The following is an 18,572-nucleotide window of genomic DNA, read 5'->3' on the forward strand; positions in this document are numbered from 1 at the left end:
TGTCGCTTATTGTTTTTGTGCGACAGGGCTGAAAGTGTCTGCTGGACACTTTCACTCCCTATTTTCACTTTGTCTAACTTTTACAGAAAGGAAAGTGTTCGCAATCGAACCCGGGCTACTTTCTAAATTTTAAAGAAAGGAATACAAGTTCGGTAATTCGAACACAGGCTAAAAACCTAGTGAAAAAGATAAACTTCCTAGTGTGTTTTACACACTGCGTCAGTTTCCTATTTTCACTTTTCTCAAACCATGTATAGAAAGGAAAGTGTTCGTAACTGAACACGGGCTACGGACTGTGCCAAAAAGATAGTTTTTCCTAGGACGGTGACGTCCAGCGTCAAAACTCCTATTTTGGCTGTATCCGCTTAACGCCCTTAGTATCTTATATGAACAACACAGAATTTTACGATCGTCTGGGCGTTTCTAAGAGCGCTTCGCCAGACGAGATTAAGAAGGCTTATCGGAAGCTTTCGAAGAAATACCATCCAGATATTAACAAGGATCCGGGTGCGGAGGATAAATACAAGGAGGTCCAAGAGGCTTATGAAACCTTGAGCGATCCGCAAAAACGGTCTGCCTATGACCAGTATGGTCCTGCTGGAGCAAACGGTGGCTTCGGCGGAGGAGCAGGTGGTTTTGGTGGTTTCGACGGAGCGGGCTTCGGCGGCTTTGAAGATATCTTCTCTAGCTTCTTTGGTGGGGGTGGTGCGACCCGTAATCCCAATGCACCTCGTCAAGGTGATGATCTCCAATACCGTGTCAACCTCAAGTTTGAAGAAGCGATTTTTGGTGTGGAGCGTGAAGTGTCCTATAATCGTGAGGCCACCTGTCGGACCTGTACGGGTTCGGGTGCCAAACCTGGAACTAGTCCTGTAACCTGTGGTCGCTGTCATGGTTCTGGAGTGATCAATGTGGACACACAAACACCACTTGGTACCATGCGCCGTCAAATGACCTGTGATGTCTGTCATGGTCGTGGAAAACAAATCAAAGACCCATGTACAACCTGTCATGGAACAGGTCATGAAAAACAAGCCCATACGGTAACAGTCAAGGTTCCAGCTGGTGTCGAGACTGGTCAGCGCATTCGATTGGCTGGTCAGGGCGAGGCTGGCTTCAATGGTGGTCCGTATGGAGATCTCTATGTGGTGGTACAAGTCCAAGCATCGGACAAGTTTGAACGTGACGGGACAACTATTCATTACAAGTTGAGTTTGAACTTTGTACAGGCAGCCTTGGGTGACACCGTTCATGTCCCAACTGTTCATGGCGATGTTGATTTGGTCATTCCAGAAGGGACGCAGACTGGTAAAACCTTCCGACTTAAAGGAAAAGGTGCACCAAGTGTTCGTGGTGGAGTAATTGGTGATCAATATGTCACAGTAAATGTCGTCACTCCGACAGGTTTGAACGATCGCCAACGTGCAGCTCTTAAAGAATTTGCATCTGCTGGAAATATTGATGTTAAACCTCATAAAAAAGGCTTTTTTGACAAGGTAAAAGATGCTTTTGATGAGCTCTAAGCAGATAAAAAGACTGGTTTTTGAACTGCCCCCAAAAAGTTGGACAAATAATTATTGAAAGGATTTAGTTCTGTATTGGACAGGACTAAGTCCTTTTAATTTTGCTTTTATTCGTTTGTTGTTGTAGTAAAAAATATAATCTGTAATAGCTTCTTCAAGCTCATCAAGTGATTGATAAGATGTCTCGAGTCCATAAAACATTTCAGATTTGAGAATGCCAAAGAAAGACTCCATCATCCCATTATCTGGGCTATTCCCTTTGCGGGACATGGATGGTCGAATGCCTTTGGTTTCCAAAAAGTAATGGTAAGACTGGTGCTGGTATTGCCAACCTTGATCGCTGTGGAGAATAGTCCCACTGTATAAATCTGCTGGAAAAGCCTTCGCAAGCATGGTTTGAACCTGTTTCAAGTCAGGTGACCGAGACAGGGTAAAATCAATAATCTCACTATTATAGCCGTCAAGAACAGGCGATAAGTAGAGTTTCCCTTCAGGCAAAGCAAACTCCGTCACATCGGTATAACATTTTTCATAAGGCTTAGATCCCTCAAACTGACGTTTAATCAGATTATCAGCCTTCTTACCCAACTCACCTTTGTAAGAAGCATACTTGCGCTTACGACGAATACGAGCCGCTAAGCCCATGACTGTCATCAAGCGCTGCACCTTTTTGTGGTTGATGAAGAAACCTCGATTTCTGAGTTCTAAATAAATCCGACGATAGCCGTAATTACCTTTATGGTCATCATAAATGGCTTGAATTTCAGCCTTAATGGCTTTGTTCTTGTCGGGTTTATCCAGTTGCTTGACTTGATAATAATAAGTTGAGCGAGGCATTTTAGCTGTCGCAAGTAGGAGGTCTAGTCGGAATCCTCCTTGGACCATATCTCTAATTGTTTCTGCTGTTCGCGCACTAGTGTTTCGTCCCTCAAGCGAAGTTCTCTCAACTTTTTTAGGAAGGCCACCTCAGTTCGAAGACGTTCATTTTCCTCTTGAAGGCGCTCTAATTCCGTCATCTCTTCCCAGGTTTTCTTGCGTTTACGTCCCATCTTGCTCGGTCTCCCTCTTGGTTTTTCAAGAATAGTATACCCGTTTTTCTTGTATTGTGCTATCCAATTGGGAAGCATTCCTCGATTTGGCAAGGCATAATCAAGGGAAACTGAGAGTTGAGAACACCCATGAATCAAGACCTTATCCATTATTTCTTGCTTTAATTCAGGTGAATAATACCTATTTTTACCTTTTTCAACGCTTTCCACGCCATATCGATCCATGAGTTTTATCATGTATGTGAGATTGGCAATAGTGACCTTGTATATCTGGCTAAGGTTGACCCACGACACGCCACTCTTTCTCAGCTCATATATTTCTAGTTTATCTTCATAACTTAATTTCATAAGAAAAACACCCCAATCGTTAGATTTTGTGTCTAACTTTTGGGGTGCAGTTCATTTTCCAGTCTTTTTTTTGCCCATAAAAAAGTAGATCAGTTTTTTTCGATAGCTATAAATAAATGTGATACAATAAAAAATAGAAAAAAGAGGTCGAGGTTTGGCATGAAATCGTGGGTTGAGAATGTGGCCATAAAAAAATACGAAGATCGGTCTGGCTTGACAGGTTTGAAACAGGGACCACTGGTGTGGACCGAGGTCTTTTTGCGCGAAGTCAATCGTCAGTCCAATACAGGGATTTTACATTTTTGGCCCATGGACCAAACGGTCATTCTGGGGATGATGGACAGTCAGGTGGCCCAGCTGGACAAGGGCTTGGCCAGTATTGGTCAGGCGGGCTACAGTCCTATTATTCGGAGTTTGGGCGGTTTGGCAGTTGTTGCGGATGAAGGGATTTTAAATGTCACTCTGATCTTGCCCAATCCTGCTGGTCACAAGGTTGATTTGCGGGAGTCTTATCAGGTCATGGTGGATTTGATTGCCCAGGCGCTTTCGGATTTTCCTTTCAAGGTGGTCAGTGGTGAGGTGGCCACTTCCTACTGTCCTGGGACCTACGACCTTAGTATCAAGGGGCGGAAGTTTGCTGGATTGGCTCAGCGGATTTACCAAGAGGCCATTGCCATCTCTGCCTATATCAGTGTATCAGGCAATCAAGTCAAACGAGGGCAAGTGGTGGCTGATTTTTATGCAGCAAGTTTTGCTCCGCAAGAAGTATCGGACCGATTTCCGCAAGTAAATCCGGATTCGATGGCCAATCTGTCAGACTTGGTCGGTCAGGATGTGACGGTGGAGGATATGAAAACACGAATTGAGCGTGTCTTGATTGAAAACGGAGCTTTTCTGACCACCTTTTATCCCTCGTCAGACAATATGGCTGATTTTATGGCGCTGGGAAAGACCATCAAGCAGTCTATGGAAAAATATGGTATCTAGGAGGAAATATGGAAACCTATCAAGCACTATTTGAAGCTCTGCCATTGCACCAAACCGTCCTAGCCAATCGTTTTGTCCTGTCGCCCATGGTGACCAATTCCTCCACAGCAGATGGCTTGGTGACCCAGGATGATTTGAGCTATGCGGAGCGGCGAGCGGATGCGGCTCCTCTGCAAATCACAGGGGCGGCTTATGTGGATCCCAAGGGACAATTGTTCGAGTTTGGCTTTAGCGTGGCCAAGGATGAGGATGTTGCTGGTTTGCGAAAACTAGCCCAGGTCATGCAGTCCAAGGGGGCAAAGGCAATCTTGCAGCTGACCCATGCTGGTCGTTTTTCCAGCCACACCCTTCAGCGGGACAAGCTGGTCTATGGTCCCAGTCCCATGAAGCTCCATGCTCCCTTTCCCCATGAGGTCAAGGAGTTGACCATAGCAGAGCTGGAAGAGCTGGTGGAGGCCTATGGGCAGGCGACGCGGCGGGCTATAGAGGCGGGTTTTGCAGGGGTGGAGATTTCTTCTGCCCAGCGTTTGCTGATTCAGACCTTCTTTTCGACTTTTTCCAATCAGCGTCAGGACCGCTATGGCTGTCAAAATTTGGAAAATCGTTCCCGTTTTGGTTTAGAAGTCTTACGGAAGGTTCAGGAAGTGATTGACCAGTTGGCTCCAGCTGACTTTATTCTCGGTTTTCGGGCAACACCTGAAGAAACAAGAGGAACCAGTATCGGCTATTCTATCGAGGAATTTTTACAGTTTATGGACATGGCTTTGGAGGTTGCAAGGATTGACTACCTAGCCATTGCTTCATGGGGGCATGATGTCTTTCGCAATCAGGTTCGAGGAGCTGGGCGCCATCAGGGGCGCTTGGTCAATCAGGTGGTTCACGAGGCCTTAAAGGATAGGCTGGTGGTTATGGCGACAGGGGGGATCAATTCGGCGAAGAAGGCTATTGAGGCCTTGGAGCATGCGGATATGGTTGGTCTATCAACACCATTTATCACCGATCCTGAGTTTGCCCACAAGATTGCGGCCGGCAAGCCAGAAGACATCCAATTGCGGATTAAGCCAGAAGACCTGTCTAATCTGGCTATTCCCCAGGCCTCTTTCAAGGATATTGTTCCCTTGATGGACTATGGTGAGTCGTTGCCGAGGGAGTCGCGAGAGGTTTTCCGTAGCTTAGAAAAACACTACGAGGAGGAAAGGTATGAAAATTAGTCTCTTGGACTATGGGCTTTTGGATGAGGGGCGGACCTATCAGGAGGCCTGGCAGGATAGTTTGGCGCTGGTGCAGGCGGCGGATCGCTTGGGCTACCATCGGTTTTGGTTGGCGGAGCACCACAATGTCCATGCCCTGACCATCGGCAGTCCCGAGGTCGTGATTCCTTACTTGGCCAGTCAGACCCAGCGGATCCATCTGGGTTCGGGCGGCATCATGGGCTTGCATTATTCGCCTTATAAAATAGCAGAGTTGGCAGCCAGTTTGGAAACTCTTTTTCCAGGTCGGGTGGACATCGGCTTGGGAAATTCTACTGGCACGGCTCTGGTTAAAGAGCACATGCGTAGCCAGTTTCAACCCAGTCAATTTGACCAATGGGTCCGGCAGTTTACAGGATATCTGACAGGAAATGATGAAGCCATTGGGCTGTCGCCCAAGCTAGCAAGCTACCCAGAAATTTTCACCTTGGGGATGGGTGGGCAATCCATGGCCTTGTCTGCTAAGGAGGGCTTGGGCTATGTCTTTGGTAGCTTCCCTTACATTCCCCATGATCCTGTGGAAACAGCTGGAAAATTGGCTCAGGATTACCGTAGGGATTTTCAGCCGTCAGACATCATGGCGCAACCGCATTTTGCCCTGGCCCTCTTTGTCGTGATTGCGGAAACTAGTCAGGAGGCAGAAAATCTGGCAAAATCGCTGGACATTTGGATGTTGGGCAAGCAAGATTTTAATGAGTTTACCCATTTCCCAAGTCTAGCCACCTATCAGACCTATGAGCTGACGGAGCAGGATAGGGAAAGAATTGCCCAGCACCGCAGTCGGATGATTATTGGTAATCCGGCAGAAGTTAAGGAGCAGCTTGAAAGATTGGTTGCAGCTTGTCAGCCAGACGAACTCCTCTTTATACCCTTGGTTTCAGGGATTGACAACCGCTTGAAAACTATCGAATTATTAGCACGAATTGTAGAAAGTGAGACACTATGAAAAAAATTGCCAACTACCTCTGGGTAGAAAAAGAAGATGCTATTTACACTATCCGCATGACCGCAGAGTTGCAGGATGATGTCGGTACACTTGGTTTTGTTATTTTTTCCGACAAGGAAGTCTTGGAAGTCAATGATGAGATTCTCAATCTAGAAGCCTCAAAAACAGTTATGGCTATCCTGACCCCTATTGCAGGTCGGGTGGTAGAGCGCAATACGGCTGCTCTGGAACAACCAACCCTGCTCAATTCGGAAAAACCAGAGGAAAACTGGTTGATTCGCTTGACCGATGTGTCTGAAGAAGCCTTTTTAGCACTTGAAGATGCCTAAGGAAGAGCTACTGGGCTTGCTGACGGCTATGATTGCCATCTTGCAGGCAGAGAAGGGTGAGTCGCAGTCGGCGGAGCTAAAATTGGCTAGTCTTGAAGAGGCTCTTCCGATTTGGAGAGCTTTGGTCAATCAACGGCCAGCGGGACCGATTGGGGCGGACTATCTGGCAGCGGAGGCGGCCTTTCTAGCCGCCTATCATGAGGAACATATTCAGGATGTGTCAGTCTGTCAGCCGACGAGCGACCCTCAGATTTTTCTCTATCCAGGAGATTTGTGTCATTTGCAGGTTGATGCAGTGGTCAACGCAGCCAATAGTCAGATGCTGGGCTGTTTTATCCCCAACCACGCCTGTCTGGACAATGCCCTCCATACCTTTGCAGGTTTGGAGTTACGCCAGTTTTGTGCCAAGAAAATGGAAGAACAAGGTCTTTCAGCAGCAGTTGGCAAGGTCATGGTGACACCTGGTTTTCACCTGCCAGCTGGTTTGGTGTTTCACACTGTGGGGCCCTTTATCTCAGAAGGCAAGCCAGTTTCACCTATTCGAAAAGGACTCTTGGAGCAGTGCTACCTGTCCTGTTTAGAGGAGGCCAAGGCGCGTGGTCTTAAAGTAATCGCCTTTCCAGCCCTATCAACAGGGGAATTTGGCTATCCCAAGGACCAGGCGGCAGAAGTTGCCGTTAGAACGGTCCGTAAGTGGCTGGCAGCAACAGCCTATCCCCTAAAGGTCATTTTTTCGACCTATACGATGGAAGACCAGGGCTACTATACAGCCTTACTGGGAGAAAAGGAGGATGTCCATGTGGCAGACGCTTAAACAAGAAGAAAAAACTCAGGCGGAGCAGCTTGCTGGCTTGCTTGCTGAAGCTGATGCGGTGGTGGTGGGCATTGGAGCAGGCATGTCTGCGGCGGATGGTTTTACCTACATCGGTCCTCGCTTCGAAGCTGCCTTTCCAGATTTCATCGCCAAGTACGGCTTTTTGGATATGTTGCAGGCCAGCCTCTTTGACTTTGAAAGCACGGAGGAATACTGGGCCTTTCAGAGTCGCTTTGTCGCTCTCAATTACCTGGACCAACCTGTCGGCGCCTCCTATATTCATTTGCGGGAGATTTTAGAAACCAAGCCCTATCATATCATCACCACCAATGCAGACAATGCCTTTTGGGTGGCTGACTACGATAGGAATAAGGTTTTCCACATTCAAGGGGAATACGGTCTCTGGCAATGCAGTCGTCATTGCCATGACCAGACCTATCGAGATGATGACCTCATTCGCCGCATGATAGCAGAGCAGGTGAACATGAAGATTCCCTATGATCTGATTCCGCGTTGTCCAGTCTGTGATGCCCCTTTTGAAATCAACAAACGCAATGCAGAAAAGGGTATGGTCGAATCACCAGATTTCTTTGCCCAAAAAGCCCGCTACGATGTCTTTTTAGAAAGCCATCAAACAGGCAAGGTCCTCTATCTGGAAATCGGGATTGGCTTTACCACGCCTCAATTTATCAAGACCCCTTTCCAGACACGGGTCCAGCAAAATCCTCAGGCCCTTTATGTCTGTCTCAATCAAAAACATTATCGCCTGCCCCTGCCTATCAGGGAACGGAGTTTAACCCTAGCAGAGGACAGTGCCCAATTATTAAAAGAAACCCATAGGATTTATTTTAAAGGAGATACCCCATGTACCTAATCGAACCAATCCGCAACGGTCAATATGTCAGCGATGGAGCAGTTGCTCTAGCTATGCAGGTCTATGTTCAGCAAAATGTCTTCTTGGATGACGACATTCTCTTCCCTTACTACTGTGACCCCAAGGTAGAAATCGGCAAGTTCCAAAATGCCTTGATCGAAATCAATGAAGACTACCTCAAAGAGAACAATATTCTCTTAGTTCGTCGAGATACGGGTGGCGGTGCCATCTATGTGGACAAGGGTTCTGTCAATGTCTGCTACTTGATTCAAGACAATGGCATTTTCGGAGATTTCAAACGTGCCTACCAGCCTGCCATCAAGGCCCTGCATGAGCTAGGAGCTGTTGAGGTAGAGCAAACAGGACGCAATGACCTGGTGATTGAAGGAAAAAAGGTGTCAGGTGCAGCCATGACCATCAGCAATAACCGTGTCTATGGTGGCTACTCTCTCCTTTTGGATATTGACGAAGAAGCCATGTCCAAGGTCCTCAATCCCAATAAGAAAAAGATTGAATCAAAAGGCATCAAGTCTGTCAAAAGCCGTGTGGGGACCATCCGTCCTTACTTGGCAGAAGAATACCAGTCTGTCACAACAGAGGAATTTAAGAACCTCATCACTTGCAAGTTATTGGGTATTGAGTCCATCGACCAGGCAAAGCGCTATGTCTTGACTGAGGAAGATTGGGCAGCCATTGACAAGTTGGTGGCAGATAAGTACAAGAACTGGGAGTGGAACTACGGCAATTCGCCACAGTATAGCTACCACCGTGATGGTCGTTTTGCTGGGGGAACTGTGGATATTCACCTCGAAGTTGAAAAAGGCCGCATTGCCAAATGCCGTATTTACGGAGATTTCTTTGCCAAGGGTAATATTGACGAAGTCGAAAACAAGTTAATCGGCACACGTTTACTGGAAGAAGACCTTCAAGCAGCCTTGGCGGATTTGGACATGGCACATTATTTTGGTAAGATTAGTGCGGAAGAGCTGGTTGGCCTGATACTGAGTGAAGGATAAGATAGAAATAGAGGTTCCTATGGAATGGAAAGATGCGACAGCCATGGCTCAGGCTGTCAATCAAAAACAAGTTTCTGCTAAGGAATTGGTGCAAGAAACCATTGACAGGATTGAAAAGCTCAATCCCGCCCTTAATGCGGTTGTCAGCAAGCAATATGATGAAGCTCTGAAAGAAGCGGAGAAAGAAGACTATCTGGGCAAGCCATTTGCAGGAGTTCCTTTCTTGCTGAAGGATTTGGGGCAAAATGAAAAGGGGCAGCCCTCTTCTGCCGGTTCTCGCCTGTTTGCTGGTCGCCCAGCAGGCCATACCGATACCTATGTCCAACGCTTGAAGGACTTGGGCTTCATCATTGTCGGTCGGACCAACACACCAGAATTCGGCTTCAAAAATATCTCAGATGCCAGCCTGCATGGTCCTGTCAATCTTCCCTTAGACCCCAGTCGCAATGCTGGTGGATCAAGTGGTGGTGCAGCCGCAGCACTGGCTTCAGGCATGGTCTCTATTGCTGCTGCATCGGATGGTGGTGGCTCTATTCGTATCCCAGCCTCCTTCAATGGCTTGATTGGACTCAAAACCAGTCGTGGTCGGATTCCGGTTGGACCTAAGTCTTATCGTGGCTGGCAGGGGGCATCTGTCAATTTTGCTCTGACCAAGTCTGTCCGAGACACCCAGCGTCTGCTCTATCATTTCCAGGACTATCAGTTGGAAGCTCCCTTTCCCCTTGCCAATCTGAGCGAGGAGGAGGTGTTTGGAAAATTATCTCGCCCCCTAAAAATCGCCTACTACACCAAGTCTCCAGTAGGGAGCAAGGTTAGTCCTGAAGCGGTAGAAGCGGTTCAAAAAGCCTGTCATCACTTGGTTGATTTGGGGCATGAAGTAGTGGAATTGTCGGAATATCCTCTGGATGGAGTGGCCCTGATGAAATCCTTCTACCTGATGAACAGCGTGGACACTGCCCAGATGTTTGACGACATCGAAGCAGCTTTTGGGCGCCAGATGACCTTGGAAGACATGGAAGTCATGTCTTGGGCTATTTACCAAAGCGGGCAAACCATTCCAGCCAAATTGCACTCCAAGGCCCTATTGGACTGGGACCAGTTTGGAGCCAGCATGGCGCGTTTCCATGAGGATTACGACTTGCTCCTGACACCGACGGTGGCTGATGTAGCGCCCAAGCATGGGCAATTTGACCTACCAGCAGATTTGCTGGACCGCCTCAAGCACACCCAGAACTATTCCATGGAAGGGCAGCAGGATCTGATCTGGCAAATGTTTGAGGACAGCCTAGCCCTGACTCCCTTTACGCAGCAGGCCAATATTTGTGGTCAGCCAGCCATTTCTCTGCCAACTTATGTGCGGGCTGACGGTTTGCCAATCGGCATCCAATTGACAGCAGCCAAGGGACGAGAGGATTTACTCTTGCAGTTGGCAGACCAAATGGAAGCAGCAGGTTTACTCAACTTGTAAGGGAATTCATTTTTCAGATAAAATACTTGCCAAATAGAAAGGTATATGTTACCCTTTTAATGTTAGTAATGTAACAAAAAAAGGAGATTTGTTTTTATGTTGAAAAAGTTGCTGACATCAGTTCTCTTGGTGTCTTCATTTGCCCTCGTTGCTTGCTCGAACACAAGCACAAGTTCTACGACAGAGTCTTCATCTGCAACCCAAACTCAATGGGAAAAGATTGAAGAAGCTGGTGTTTTGAAAGTTGCAACACCGGGTACTCTTTTCCCAACTTCATACTACAACGATGAAAATGAGTTGGTTGGTTATGAAATCGAAATGATGAACGAGATCGGTGAGCGTCTTGGCATCGAAATCGAGTACCAAGAAATTGGTGTCGCAGAAGCATTTACAGCTGTTGATAGCGGTAAGGTTGACGTTGCAGTAAACAACTTTGACATGACAGCAGAACGTTTGGAGAAATACAACTTCTCTACACCTTACAAATATTCAGTAGGTGGTTATATCGTTCGTGAAGATGGTACATCAGGACTTGAAGCCGCTGATTTGAGCGACTGGACTGGTAAGAAAGCTGGTGGTGGTGCTGGTACTCAGTACATGAAGATTGCTCAAAAATTAGGAGCAGAGCCAGTAATCTATGACAATGTAACCAATGATGTCTATCTACGTGATGTATCAACTGGCCGTACAGACTTCATTCCAAACGATTACTATACACAAGTGATGGCCATTGCATGGGCAAAAGCAAACTTCCCAGATATCAAAGTGAAAATGGGAGATGCGAAGTACAACCCAACTGAGCAAGGTATTGTCATGAGCAAGGCTGATACAAGTTTGAAAGAAAAATTGGACCAAGCCATTACTGAAATGAAAGAAGACGGAACGCTTTTGGCGATTTCTGAGAAATATTACGGTGGCCAAGATTTGACGCAACCAATCGAAGGTGCAGAAGATCTTCCAGTCATCGATACTTCAGATGTAGAATAAGCGCATCTGATGTCAGGTCTTGTCAGTAGGAGGACGATTGGCAAGGCCAGTTCCAGAGAGAGTTCTGGGAAAAACGGTGAAAGCCCAGCTAGGGGCTTTTACTTTGATAAGGAGATAGGATGAACATCAATTGGCAGGCAGTTTTTAATATTTCTATTGCCGCAGAGGCAATTCCGAAAATCATAGAGGGTCTTCCCTACACCCTAGCCCTGTCTTTAGTCGGATTTGCACTTGGAACCTTTTGTGGTTTCTTTGTGGCTCTGATGCGCATGTCCAAGTTCCCCCCCCTACGTTGGTTAGCCATGACACATATTTCTCTGATGAGGGGAATCCCGCTCATGGTATTGCTATTTTTTATCTATTTTGGTCTGCCCTTTATGGGCTTGCAGCTAGATGCTATAACAGCATCTATCATCGCTTTTACATCCATGTCTAGTGCCTACATTTCTGAAATTATTCGTGCATCACTTTCAGCAATTGATAAGGGACAATGGGAAGCTGCTCGGTCGCTGGGGCTGAAAACACCAGTCATCTACCGTCGGATTATTATCCCTCAAGCCTTTCGAATTGCTCTCCCCCCATTGAGTAATGTTCTCTTAGATATGGTAAAAAGTACCTCTCTGACAGCTATGATTACGGTGCCAGAGATTTTCAATAAGGCCAAGATAGTCGGCGGAGCCAAGTCTGATTACATGACAGTTTATATCTGTGTTGCCCTTATTTATTGGGTCATCTGTACTCTTTATGCATTTGGTCAGCTGAAGCTAGAAAAACGCTTGGCGACCTACTAAAAAAGAAAAAGCCCTAGGCTTTTTCTTTTTTAGTTGTCTTCATGGACATATTCCAAAATATCCCCTGGCTGGCAGTCTAGGATTCGGCAGATGCTTATCAGGGTATTGAAACGAATACCTTTTGCCTTGCCTGTCTTGAGAATGGACAAATTAGCTTCGGTGATGCCGACTTGCTCTGCCAAGTCCTTGGAAGTCATTTGTCGGTCTTTGAGGACCTTGTCTAGGTTTACGCGAATCATTTCCATATCAGATAAACTCGCTGTTCTCGGTTTCAAGTTGTTGCCCCTTTTGTACTAAGGTCCAGACAAAATAAGTCAGGAAGATAAAGAGAGCATTGAGGATAAAGTCTGACCAACGCAGATTGAGGAAGTTGTTTGGTCCAACAGCATTTGTCAAGGCGATCAAGCTGGTTAGGCAAAATTGTCCAGCAGTCAAGACGAGCAAACTGATGAAGAGTTTCTGATACAGTTTCAGACTAGCTGAAGCGAAATAATCTTCTTCCAGAAGCAATTTACATAACTTTTGAATCAAGTGGGCAATGTGACTGAGTGCTACTAAGACAACTAGAATCAATCCAGTCGCTAGCAGAATGAGCCAGATACCAATCTGGTCAATGGGTTTATTAAAGGAGTATTCCCAAGAGTCTATCGCAAAGGAGTCGCCTCCAAGACCAGCCAATGTAAAGATGGTATAAAGAGCAATCGTGAAATAGAAGAAATAGCGAACACAACCAGCTAATAGTCCAGCTGTTTTGAGTAGATTGGTTTTCATAGCAAACCTCCGATTATTATTGTTTTATGATAATATTATCTGTGAAATTATTATAAAACAATAATTTTTGAAATGCAAGCGTTTTTTTAAAAAAAAAGAATAATAAGAAAACCGCCAAGTAGCTGGCGGCTTACTGCTATTTAAAATACAAGAGTCTCAACCCATTCAAAATCACCAAAATCGTTGATCCTTCGTGGCCTACCACACCGAGTGGGAGGTTGATAGACTGGAAGAGGTTGGAGATGATAAGAAGGGCAATGACAGATAGAGCAAAGATGATATTTTGCTTGATGATGCCCCGCATTTTCTTAGACAGACGGATGGAGTAAGGAATTCTCGTCAGGTCTTCCATGAGTACGATGTCAGCTGACTCCATAGCGATGTCCGTTCCGCTTCCCATAGCATAGCTGACATTGGCTTGAGCCAGGGCGGGAGCATCGTTGATACCGTCGCCTACCATACCGACAGACGCAAATTCGGTTTGCAGTTTTTGGATAACAGCAGCTTTGTCCGTAGGCAGGCAGTTGGCAATCACACGGTCAATACCGACCTTACTCGCCACATAACGAGCAGTCTTTTCTTGGTCGCCCGTCAGGAGAATTGGCGTCACGCCCATCTCTTTCAACTGAGAAATCAGCTGCTTGCTCTCTGGCTTCAAACTATCTTCCACCATGAAAATCGCTGCCAGCAGATCATTTTGGCTGACATAGACCAGGGTTTTTCCAGTGCTTTCCGCCTCATCGATCTGTGCCAGCAAGTCAGCAGACAGGGGACTCACCAGGCTGTCCACCACAAAGCCCGCCTTACCGATTTTCCAGCTGTCGCCCTGATAACCTGCCACCAAGCCTTTTCCGGTCACGTCTTCTAGGCTTTGGAAGGCAATAGCAGAGCTATCAGCTGTATAAGTCATCAGAGCCTGAGCGATTGGATGGCTTGATTGTTTTTCAACTGCCTGAACAACCTGCTTGATAAGTTTTTCATCGCCAAGATAGGTTGCTCCTACAACCTCAGGTTTACCAATGGTCAGGGTACCGGTCTTGTCAAAGACGATTGCCTCTAAATTGGCGATGTTATCCGCAATGTCGCCTCCTTTGATAATCATGCCCTTGCGTGCCGCACGGCTGATGGCAGAAAGTGTCGCCGGTGAAGAAGAAGCCACAAGCGCACATGGAGAAGCAATGGTCAAGAGAATCATGCCACGGTAGAAGGCAGTCAACCAGTCCCAACCCAGAGCAAAATGAGCAAAGAGGATAAAGAGCGGCACCACCACCAAAACAACCTTGACATAGGTATCTTCCATATTTTCAATGAAAGTCGCTGTTTTTGATTTGGATTCTTGGGCATTTTCAACCATCTGGACGATTTTATCGAAGAGGGCATCGCCTTTTTCAGCTGTAACTTGAACGGTCACCGTTGGACCTTGGTTGATAGTACCGCCGATAACAGCCGCACCAGCCATTTTCTCCGCAGGGAGCGGCTCGCCTGTAATCATGGATTCGTCAAAGATGGATTGGGGACTGATGAGGGTAGCATCCAGTGGGACCGTGTCACCCTTGCGGACTTGTAGGAGGTCACCGATGCGAATGTCGGCCGTATCCAAGACAGTAATATCACCATTTTCCTCGATTTTACGAGCCGTTGGAGGGGTCATGTTCATCAGAGCTGCGATAGCGTTCTTGCTTTTTTCCATGGCTAATTCTTCCAGAGTAGAAGAAAGGGAGAAGATAAAGATGAGCAGGGCTCCCTCCATCCAGTAGCCGATGAGACCAGATCCGATAGCAGCCAAAATCATAAGGAGGTCAACAGACAGGTGCTTGTCCAAAATCAGCTCAGTCAGACCTTCCTTGGCGGACTGGTAGCCACCGATGACAAAGGCTGAAATGAAGAGGATGGGTGTCCATCCCTGTCCAGTCTGAAACAGAAGGATACCCATTAGAATGAGCACCAAGCAGAGAGCGGTTGTGATGATGTGGCTGTGTTGTTTGAGGTTGGTTACGAGTGTCATAGTTTATTATTTCCTTATTTAGAATTATTATCATTTAGTTAAATTAATTATAACAGTTCTAAAAAGAATGTCAAGTCTTTTTAGAATAATTCTAAATAAGAATGTTCTGACAATTCAAAGGAAAAATAAAAAAAGCGACAAAGTCGCTTTCTAGCTATTCAGTTGACATTCGGGACAGACACCGTAAATGGACAGGACTTCTTTGGTAATCTTATAGCCAGTTTGTTCATGGGCTTCGCGCTTGAGACTTGGAATTTCCACGTCCATGAAATCGGTGATTTTTCCGCATTTTTCACAAATAACATTGAGGTGTTCATGCCCCATAAAGTCATAGTAGGTCGTTGTGTCATTTGCTCGTTTAAGTTCGGTGATAAAGCCTTCTTCCAAGAGAACCTTGAGGTTATTGTAAACCGTTGCCAAACTCATATTAGGGTAGTTGGGCAGGAGGTCCTTGTAAATCATTTCGGCACTTGGGTGGTCGTCGCTTTCGATTAGATAGGCAACGACAGCTTTTCTTGTTTCGGTAATCCGAATGCCTTTTTCTTTCAAATGCTGGATCACATGGTCAAAGCTTGTTTGATTCTCCGAGTTTAAGTGAGAATGTAGTTCCATTCCTGCCTCCTTTCTTAGTCGGTAGTGGGATACCACCATTCCATCTGTGCTGTACTCTTGCTAGATGGGGGAAGCGGTATGTATTAGAATAGTTCTAATTAGTTTCTTTCACATTATAGCCCTTTTTAGAAAAACTGTCAATCGTCGGTGGTTGAAAAACTGTGCTAGGACAGTTTGCGCTTTCTAGGCTTGTATTAGCAAGTTTGCTTGTGCTACAATCAGACCATGACACGATATAAAGCAATTATTTCCTACGACGGACATGATTTTTCTGGTTTTCAGCGCCAGCCTCATGCTCGTACAGTTCAGGAAGAAATCGAAAAAACGTTAGTAAGATTGAATAGTGGCCAGCCAGTAACCGTTCATGGTGCGGGTCGGACAGATGCAGGTGTACACGCCTACGGTCAGGTCATTCATTTTGACTTGGCTGGCAGTAGAGATGCTGAGAAGCTCCGCTTTGCCCTGGATACCCAAACACCTGAAGATATTGATGTGGTCCAGGTGGAGCAGGTGGCGGATGATTTTCATTGCCGCTATGCCAAGCACAGCAAGACCTATGAGTTTTTGGTGGACATTGGCCGACCCAAGAATCCCATGATGCGGCACTATGCGACTTTCTATCCCTATGATTTGGACTTGGGCTTGATAGAAGAAGCTATACAGGACCTGGTGGGGACCCATGATTTCACAGGCTTTACAGCATCGGGGACTTCAGTCGAGGACAAGGTGCGGACCATTACGGCGGCGACAATGGAGTACGACCAGCGGCGCCAGTTCTTGATTTTTACCTTTTCAGGTAACGGCTTTTTGTACAAGCAGGTGCGAAATATGGTGGGGACCCTCTTGAAAATTGGTAATGGTCGCATGCCTGTGGGGCAGATTAAGCGGATTTTGGCAGAAAAAGATCGTGGTTTGGCGGGTCCAACTGCGGCAGGCAATGGGCTCTATCTAAAGGAGATTATCTATGAAGACTAAGTATATTTTGGCGCTTTCGGGCAATGATATTTTCAGCGGTGGCGGCCTCCATGCAGACCTGACCACCTACACAGTCCATGGACTGCATGGCTTTGTGGCGGTGACCTGCTTGACAGCTATGACGGAAAAAGGTTTCGAGGTCATTCCGACAGATGCAGCGGTGTTTGCCCAGCAGCTGGCTAGTTTGAAGGATGTGCCCTTTTCAGCTATTAAGATTGGTTTGCTTCCGACGGTGGAAATAGCAGAGCAGGTCTTGGAATTTATCAAGGCTCATCAGGATATTCCAGTGGTCTTGGATCCGGTCTTGGTCTGTAAGGAAGCGCATGATACCGAGGTCAGCCAACTGAGGGATGAACTCTTGAAATTCCTTCCCTATGTCAGCATCATTACGCCAAATCTGGCAGAAGCTCAGCTATTGCTCCAAAAAGACATCCAAAGGGTAGAAGAGATGGAGCAGGCGGCGGTGGCGCTTTATGACTTGGGTGCCAAGTCGGTGGTTATCAAGGGGGGGAACCGCTTGGGAGGTTCACAGGCTGTCGATGTTTACTATGACGGACAGGAAGTGGTGGTGCTTAAGTCGCCCCTGCTTTCAGAAAACAATGTGGGGGCAGGCTGTACCTTTGCGTCCAGCATTGCCAGTCAGCTCTTGCTAGGTCAGGACTCTTTGGAGGCAGTCAAATTGTCCAAGGACTTTGTCCATGCAGCCATCTTAAAATCAGATCAATATGGGGTAATTCAGTATGAGAAATAAAAAGACGCAAGAACTAGTATTATTAGCCATTTTAACAGCCTTGACCTTGGTCTTGGCCCACTTCCATTTGCCAACCCTATCGGGTTTTGTGACACTTTTGGATGTTGGGGTGTATTTTACAGCCTTTTACTTGGGTAAGAAAGAAGGAGCCATTGTTGGCGGACTGTCAGGTCTTCTGATTGATTTCTTGTTGGGCTATCCCCAGTGGGCTTTCTTTAGCTTGCTTTTCCACGGTGCTCAGGGTTATTTTGCAGGATGGAAAGGGAAAAGTCGTTATCTTGGGCTTGCTCTAGCGAGTATTAGCATGGTTGGAGGTTATTATCTAGCTTCTCGACTTTATTTTAATGACCTGAAAGCCATTGAAAGTGTTCTAAGCAATACCTTGCAAAACACAGTTGGTTTGGTACTAGGTTATATCTTGGCTCAGGCAATAGAAAGAATTGGTGCAGTAAATCATGTCATTAAAGGAAATTAAAGACCAAACTAAGCAAGCTGTCGAAGAGATTTTAGAACTCAGCAATCTTCAAAAGGGTCAGATTTTTGTGCTAGGTTTGTCTTCTAGTGAGGTCATTGGTGGGCATATTGGCAAAAATTCCAGTCTGGAAGTTGGAGAGGCTGTTGTCGAAACCATTCTGGATATTTTGACTCCCAAGGGCATTTACCTAGCTGTCCAAGGCTGTGAACATCTCAATCGTGCCTTGGTAGTGGAGCGGGAATTGGCTATCCAGAAAGATTTGGAAATGGTCAATGTCCTGCCCACCCTTCATGCAGGAGGCTCGGGACAGTTGGCAGCCTTCAAGTATATGAAGGATCCCGTCGAAGTGGAATTTATCACGGCTCAGGCTGGTGTAGACATCGGTGATACGGCGATTGGTATGCACATCAAGCACGTCCAAGTGCCAATTAGACCGAGCTTGCGTGAGATCGGCCAGGCCCATGTCACCGCCCTTGCCAGCCGTCCCAAGCTGATCGGCGGAGCACGTGCGGCCTATCAGGAAGATCAGATACGGAAAAATTAGTCACAACCAAGCGGTTGTGATTTTTTTGAATACAAAATCCTTGCCAAGTAGATTTCT

The 18,572-nt window shown here is 46.5% G+C and carries 20 protein-coding genes; 15 read left to right on the forward strand and 5 right to left on the reverse strand.

Annotated elements, in window-relative coordinates:
* The first annotated feature begins 386 nt into the window (after window positions 1–386).
* A complete protein-coding gene (gene dnaJ / locus PXH68_RS01335) occupies window positions 387–1,523 on the forward strand; it encodes a molecular chaperone DnaJ (protein ID WP_248028656.1) in 1,137 nt (378 codons plus the stop codon).
* 51 nt (window positions 1,524–1,574) lie between these two features.
* On the opposite strand, the gene PXH68_RS01340 is transcribed toward dnaJ, so the two are convergent.
* Window positions 1,575–2,920, reverse strand: a protein-coding gene (locus PXH68_RS01340; RefSeq protein ID WP_316715495.1) for an IS3 family transposase whose coding sequence is annotated in 2 segments (ribosomal slippage) — window positions 1,575–2,479 and window positions 2,479–2,920 — 1,347 coding nt in all. Because the reading frame shifts where the segments join, the coding sequence is not laid out codon by codon here.
* Window positions 2,921–3,079: 159 nt separating this feature from the next.
* Here PXH68_RS01340 and PXH68_RS01345 point away from each other — a divergent pair.
* The 10 genes from PXH68_RS01345 (at window position 3,080) to PXH68_RS01390 (ending at window position 12,382) form a co-directional block, all read left to right on the forward strand.
* A complete protein-coding gene (locus PXH68_RS01345; RefSeq protein ID WP_248027295.1) occupies window positions 3,080–3,907 on the forward strand; it encodes a lipoate--protein ligase family protein in 828 nt (275 codons plus the stop codon).
* An 8-nt stretch (window positions 3,908–3,915) separates the two neighbouring features.
* On the forward strand, window positions 3,916–5,118 hold the full coding sequence (locus tag PXH68_RS01350; RefSeq protein WP_248027293.1) for an NADH-dependent flavin oxidoreductase: 1,203 nt from the start codon (window positions 3,916–3,918) through the stop codon (window positions 5,116–5,118).
* Window positions 5,108–6,103, forward strand: coding sequence for an MsnO8 family LLM class oxidoreductase (locus tag PXH68_RS01355; RefSeq protein WP_248027291.1), 996 nt, complete (start codon window positions 5,108–5,110; stop codon window positions 6,101–6,103). Before PXH68_RS01350 ends, PXH68_RS01355 begins: the two co-directional genes overlap by 11 nt.
* Window positions 6,100–6,432: a glycine cleavage system H family protein gene (locus PXH68_RS01360; RefSeq protein ID WP_023369315.1), complete on the forward strand. Its 333-nt coding sequence runs from the start codon at window positions 6,100–6,102 to the stop codon at window positions 6,430–6,432. Before PXH68_RS01355 ends, PXH68_RS01360 begins: the two co-directional genes overlap by 4 nt.
* Window positions 6,425–7,246: a protein-ADP-ribose hydrolase gene (locus tag PXH68_RS01365; protein ID WP_248027289.1), complete on the forward strand. Its 822-nt coding sequence runs from the start codon at window positions 6,425–6,427 to the stop codon at window positions 7,244–7,246. The genes PXH68_RS01360 and PXH68_RS01365 overlap by 8 nt, the downstream gene beginning before the upstream one ends.
* Window positions 7,224–8,120, forward strand: a complete 897-nt coding sequence (locus tag PXH68_RS01370) for an SIR2 family NAD-dependent protein deacylase (protein ID WP_248027287.1) — start codon at window positions 7,224–7,226, stop codon at window positions 8,118–8,120. Before PXH68_RS01365 ends, PXH68_RS01370 begins: the two co-directional genes overlap by 23 nt.
* Window positions 8,111–9,136, forward strand: a complete 1,026-nt coding sequence (locus PXH68_RS01375) for a lipoate--protein ligase (RefSeq protein WP_248027285.1) — start codon at window positions 8,111–8,113, stop codon at window positions 9,134–9,136. The genes PXH68_RS01370 and PXH68_RS01375 overlap by 10 nt, the downstream gene beginning before the upstream one ends.
* A 19-nt stretch (window positions 9,137–9,155) precedes the next feature.
* Window positions 9,156–10,604 (forward strand): amidase, encoded by a 1,449-nt coding sequence (locus PXH68_RS01380; RefSeq protein WP_248027283.1) that lies wholly within the window; start codon window positions 9,156–9,158, stop codon window positions 10,602–10,604.
* A 96-nt stretch (window positions 10,605–10,700) separates the two neighbouring features.
* Window positions 10,701–11,591 (forward strand): transporter substrate-binding domain-containing protein, encoded by an 891-nt coding sequence (locus tag PXH68_RS01385; protein ID WP_248027281.1) that lies wholly within the window; start codon window positions 10,701–10,703, stop codon window positions 11,589–11,591.
* 119 nt (window positions 11,592–11,710) lie between these two features.
* Entirely contained in the window at window positions 11,711–12,382 is a 672-nt protein-coding gene (locus tag PXH68_RS01390) for an amino acid ABC transporter permease (protein ID WP_248027279.1), read from the forward strand.
* Between the two features lie 29 nt (window positions 12,383–12,411).
* Here the strand turns inward: PXH68_RS01390 and PXH68_RS01395 are convergent, their stop codons facing one another.
* The 4 genes from PXH68_RS01395 to PXH68_RS01410 form a co-directional block, all read right to left on the reverse strand.
* Entirely contained in the window at window positions 12,412–12,627 is a 216-nt protein-coding gene (locus PXH68_RS01395) for a helix-turn-helix domain-containing protein (RefSeq protein WP_248027277.1), read from the reverse strand.
* A 1-nt stretch (window position 12,628) separates the two neighbouring features.
* Window positions 12,629–13,153, reverse strand: a complete 525-nt coding sequence (locus PXH68_RS01400; RefSeq protein WP_248027275.1) for a hypothetical protein — start codon at window positions 13,151–13,153, stop codon at window positions 12,629–12,631.
* Window positions 13,154–13,289: 136 nt separating this feature from the next.
* Window positions 13,290–15,158 carry a heavy metal translocating P-type ATPase gene (locus PXH68_RS01405; RefSeq protein ID WP_248027273.1) on the reverse strand — a complete coding sequence of 623 codons (1,869 nt, stop codon included), beginning with the start codon at window positions 15,156–15,158 and terminating at the stop codon, window positions 13,290–13,292.
* Between the two features lie 150 nt (window positions 15,159–15,308).
* The gene (locus PXH68_RS01410; protein WP_158455813.1) at window positions 15,309–15,770 is read right to left on the reverse strand and encodes a Fur family transcriptional regulator; all 462 of its coding nucleotides are present in this window, start codon (window positions 15,768–15,770) and stop codon (window positions 15,309–15,311) included.
* 225 nt (window positions 15,771–15,995) lie between these two features.
* Here PXH68_RS01410 and truA point away from each other — a divergent pair, with 225 nt between their 5' ends.
* From truA to PXH68_RS01430, 4 genes are read left to right on the forward strand one after another with little or no spacing between them, the layout of a single operon-like run.
* Window positions 15,996–16,745, forward strand: a complete 750-nt coding sequence (truA, locus tag PXH68_RS01415; protein ID WP_024401007.1) for a tRNA pseudouridine(38-40) synthase TruA — start codon at window positions 15,996–15,998, stop codon at window positions 16,743–16,745.
* Window positions 16,735–17,496: a bifunctional hydroxymethylpyrimidine kinase/phosphomethylpyrimidine kinase gene (locus tag PXH68_RS01420; protein WP_248027271.1), complete on the forward strand. Its 762-nt coding sequence runs from the start codon at window positions 16,735–16,737 to the stop codon at window positions 17,494–17,496. The genes truA and PXH68_RS01420 overlap by 11 nt, the downstream gene beginning before the upstream one ends.
* The gene (locus tag PXH68_RS01425; RefSeq protein WP_105212269.1) at window positions 17,486–17,971 is read left to right on the forward strand and encodes an ECF transporter S component; all 486 of its coding nucleotides are present in this window, start codon (window positions 17,486–17,488) and stop codon (window positions 17,969–17,971) included. Before PXH68_RS01420 ends, PXH68_RS01425 begins: the two co-directional genes overlap by 11 nt.
* Complete coding sequence (locus PXH68_RS01430; protein WP_248027269.1) at window positions 17,952–18,515, forward strand: TIGR01440 family protein; 564 nt, start codon at window positions 17,952–17,954, stop codon at window positions 18,513–18,515. Before PXH68_RS01425 ends, PXH68_RS01430 begins: the two co-directional genes overlap by 20 nt.
* Window positions 18,516–18,572 lie beyond the last annotated feature (57 nt).

Source organism: Streptococcus sp. 29896, assembly GCF_032594915.1.
Classification (GTDB): Bacteria; Bacillota; Bacilli; order Lactobacillales; family Streptococcaceae; genus Streptococcus; species Streptococcus suivaginalis.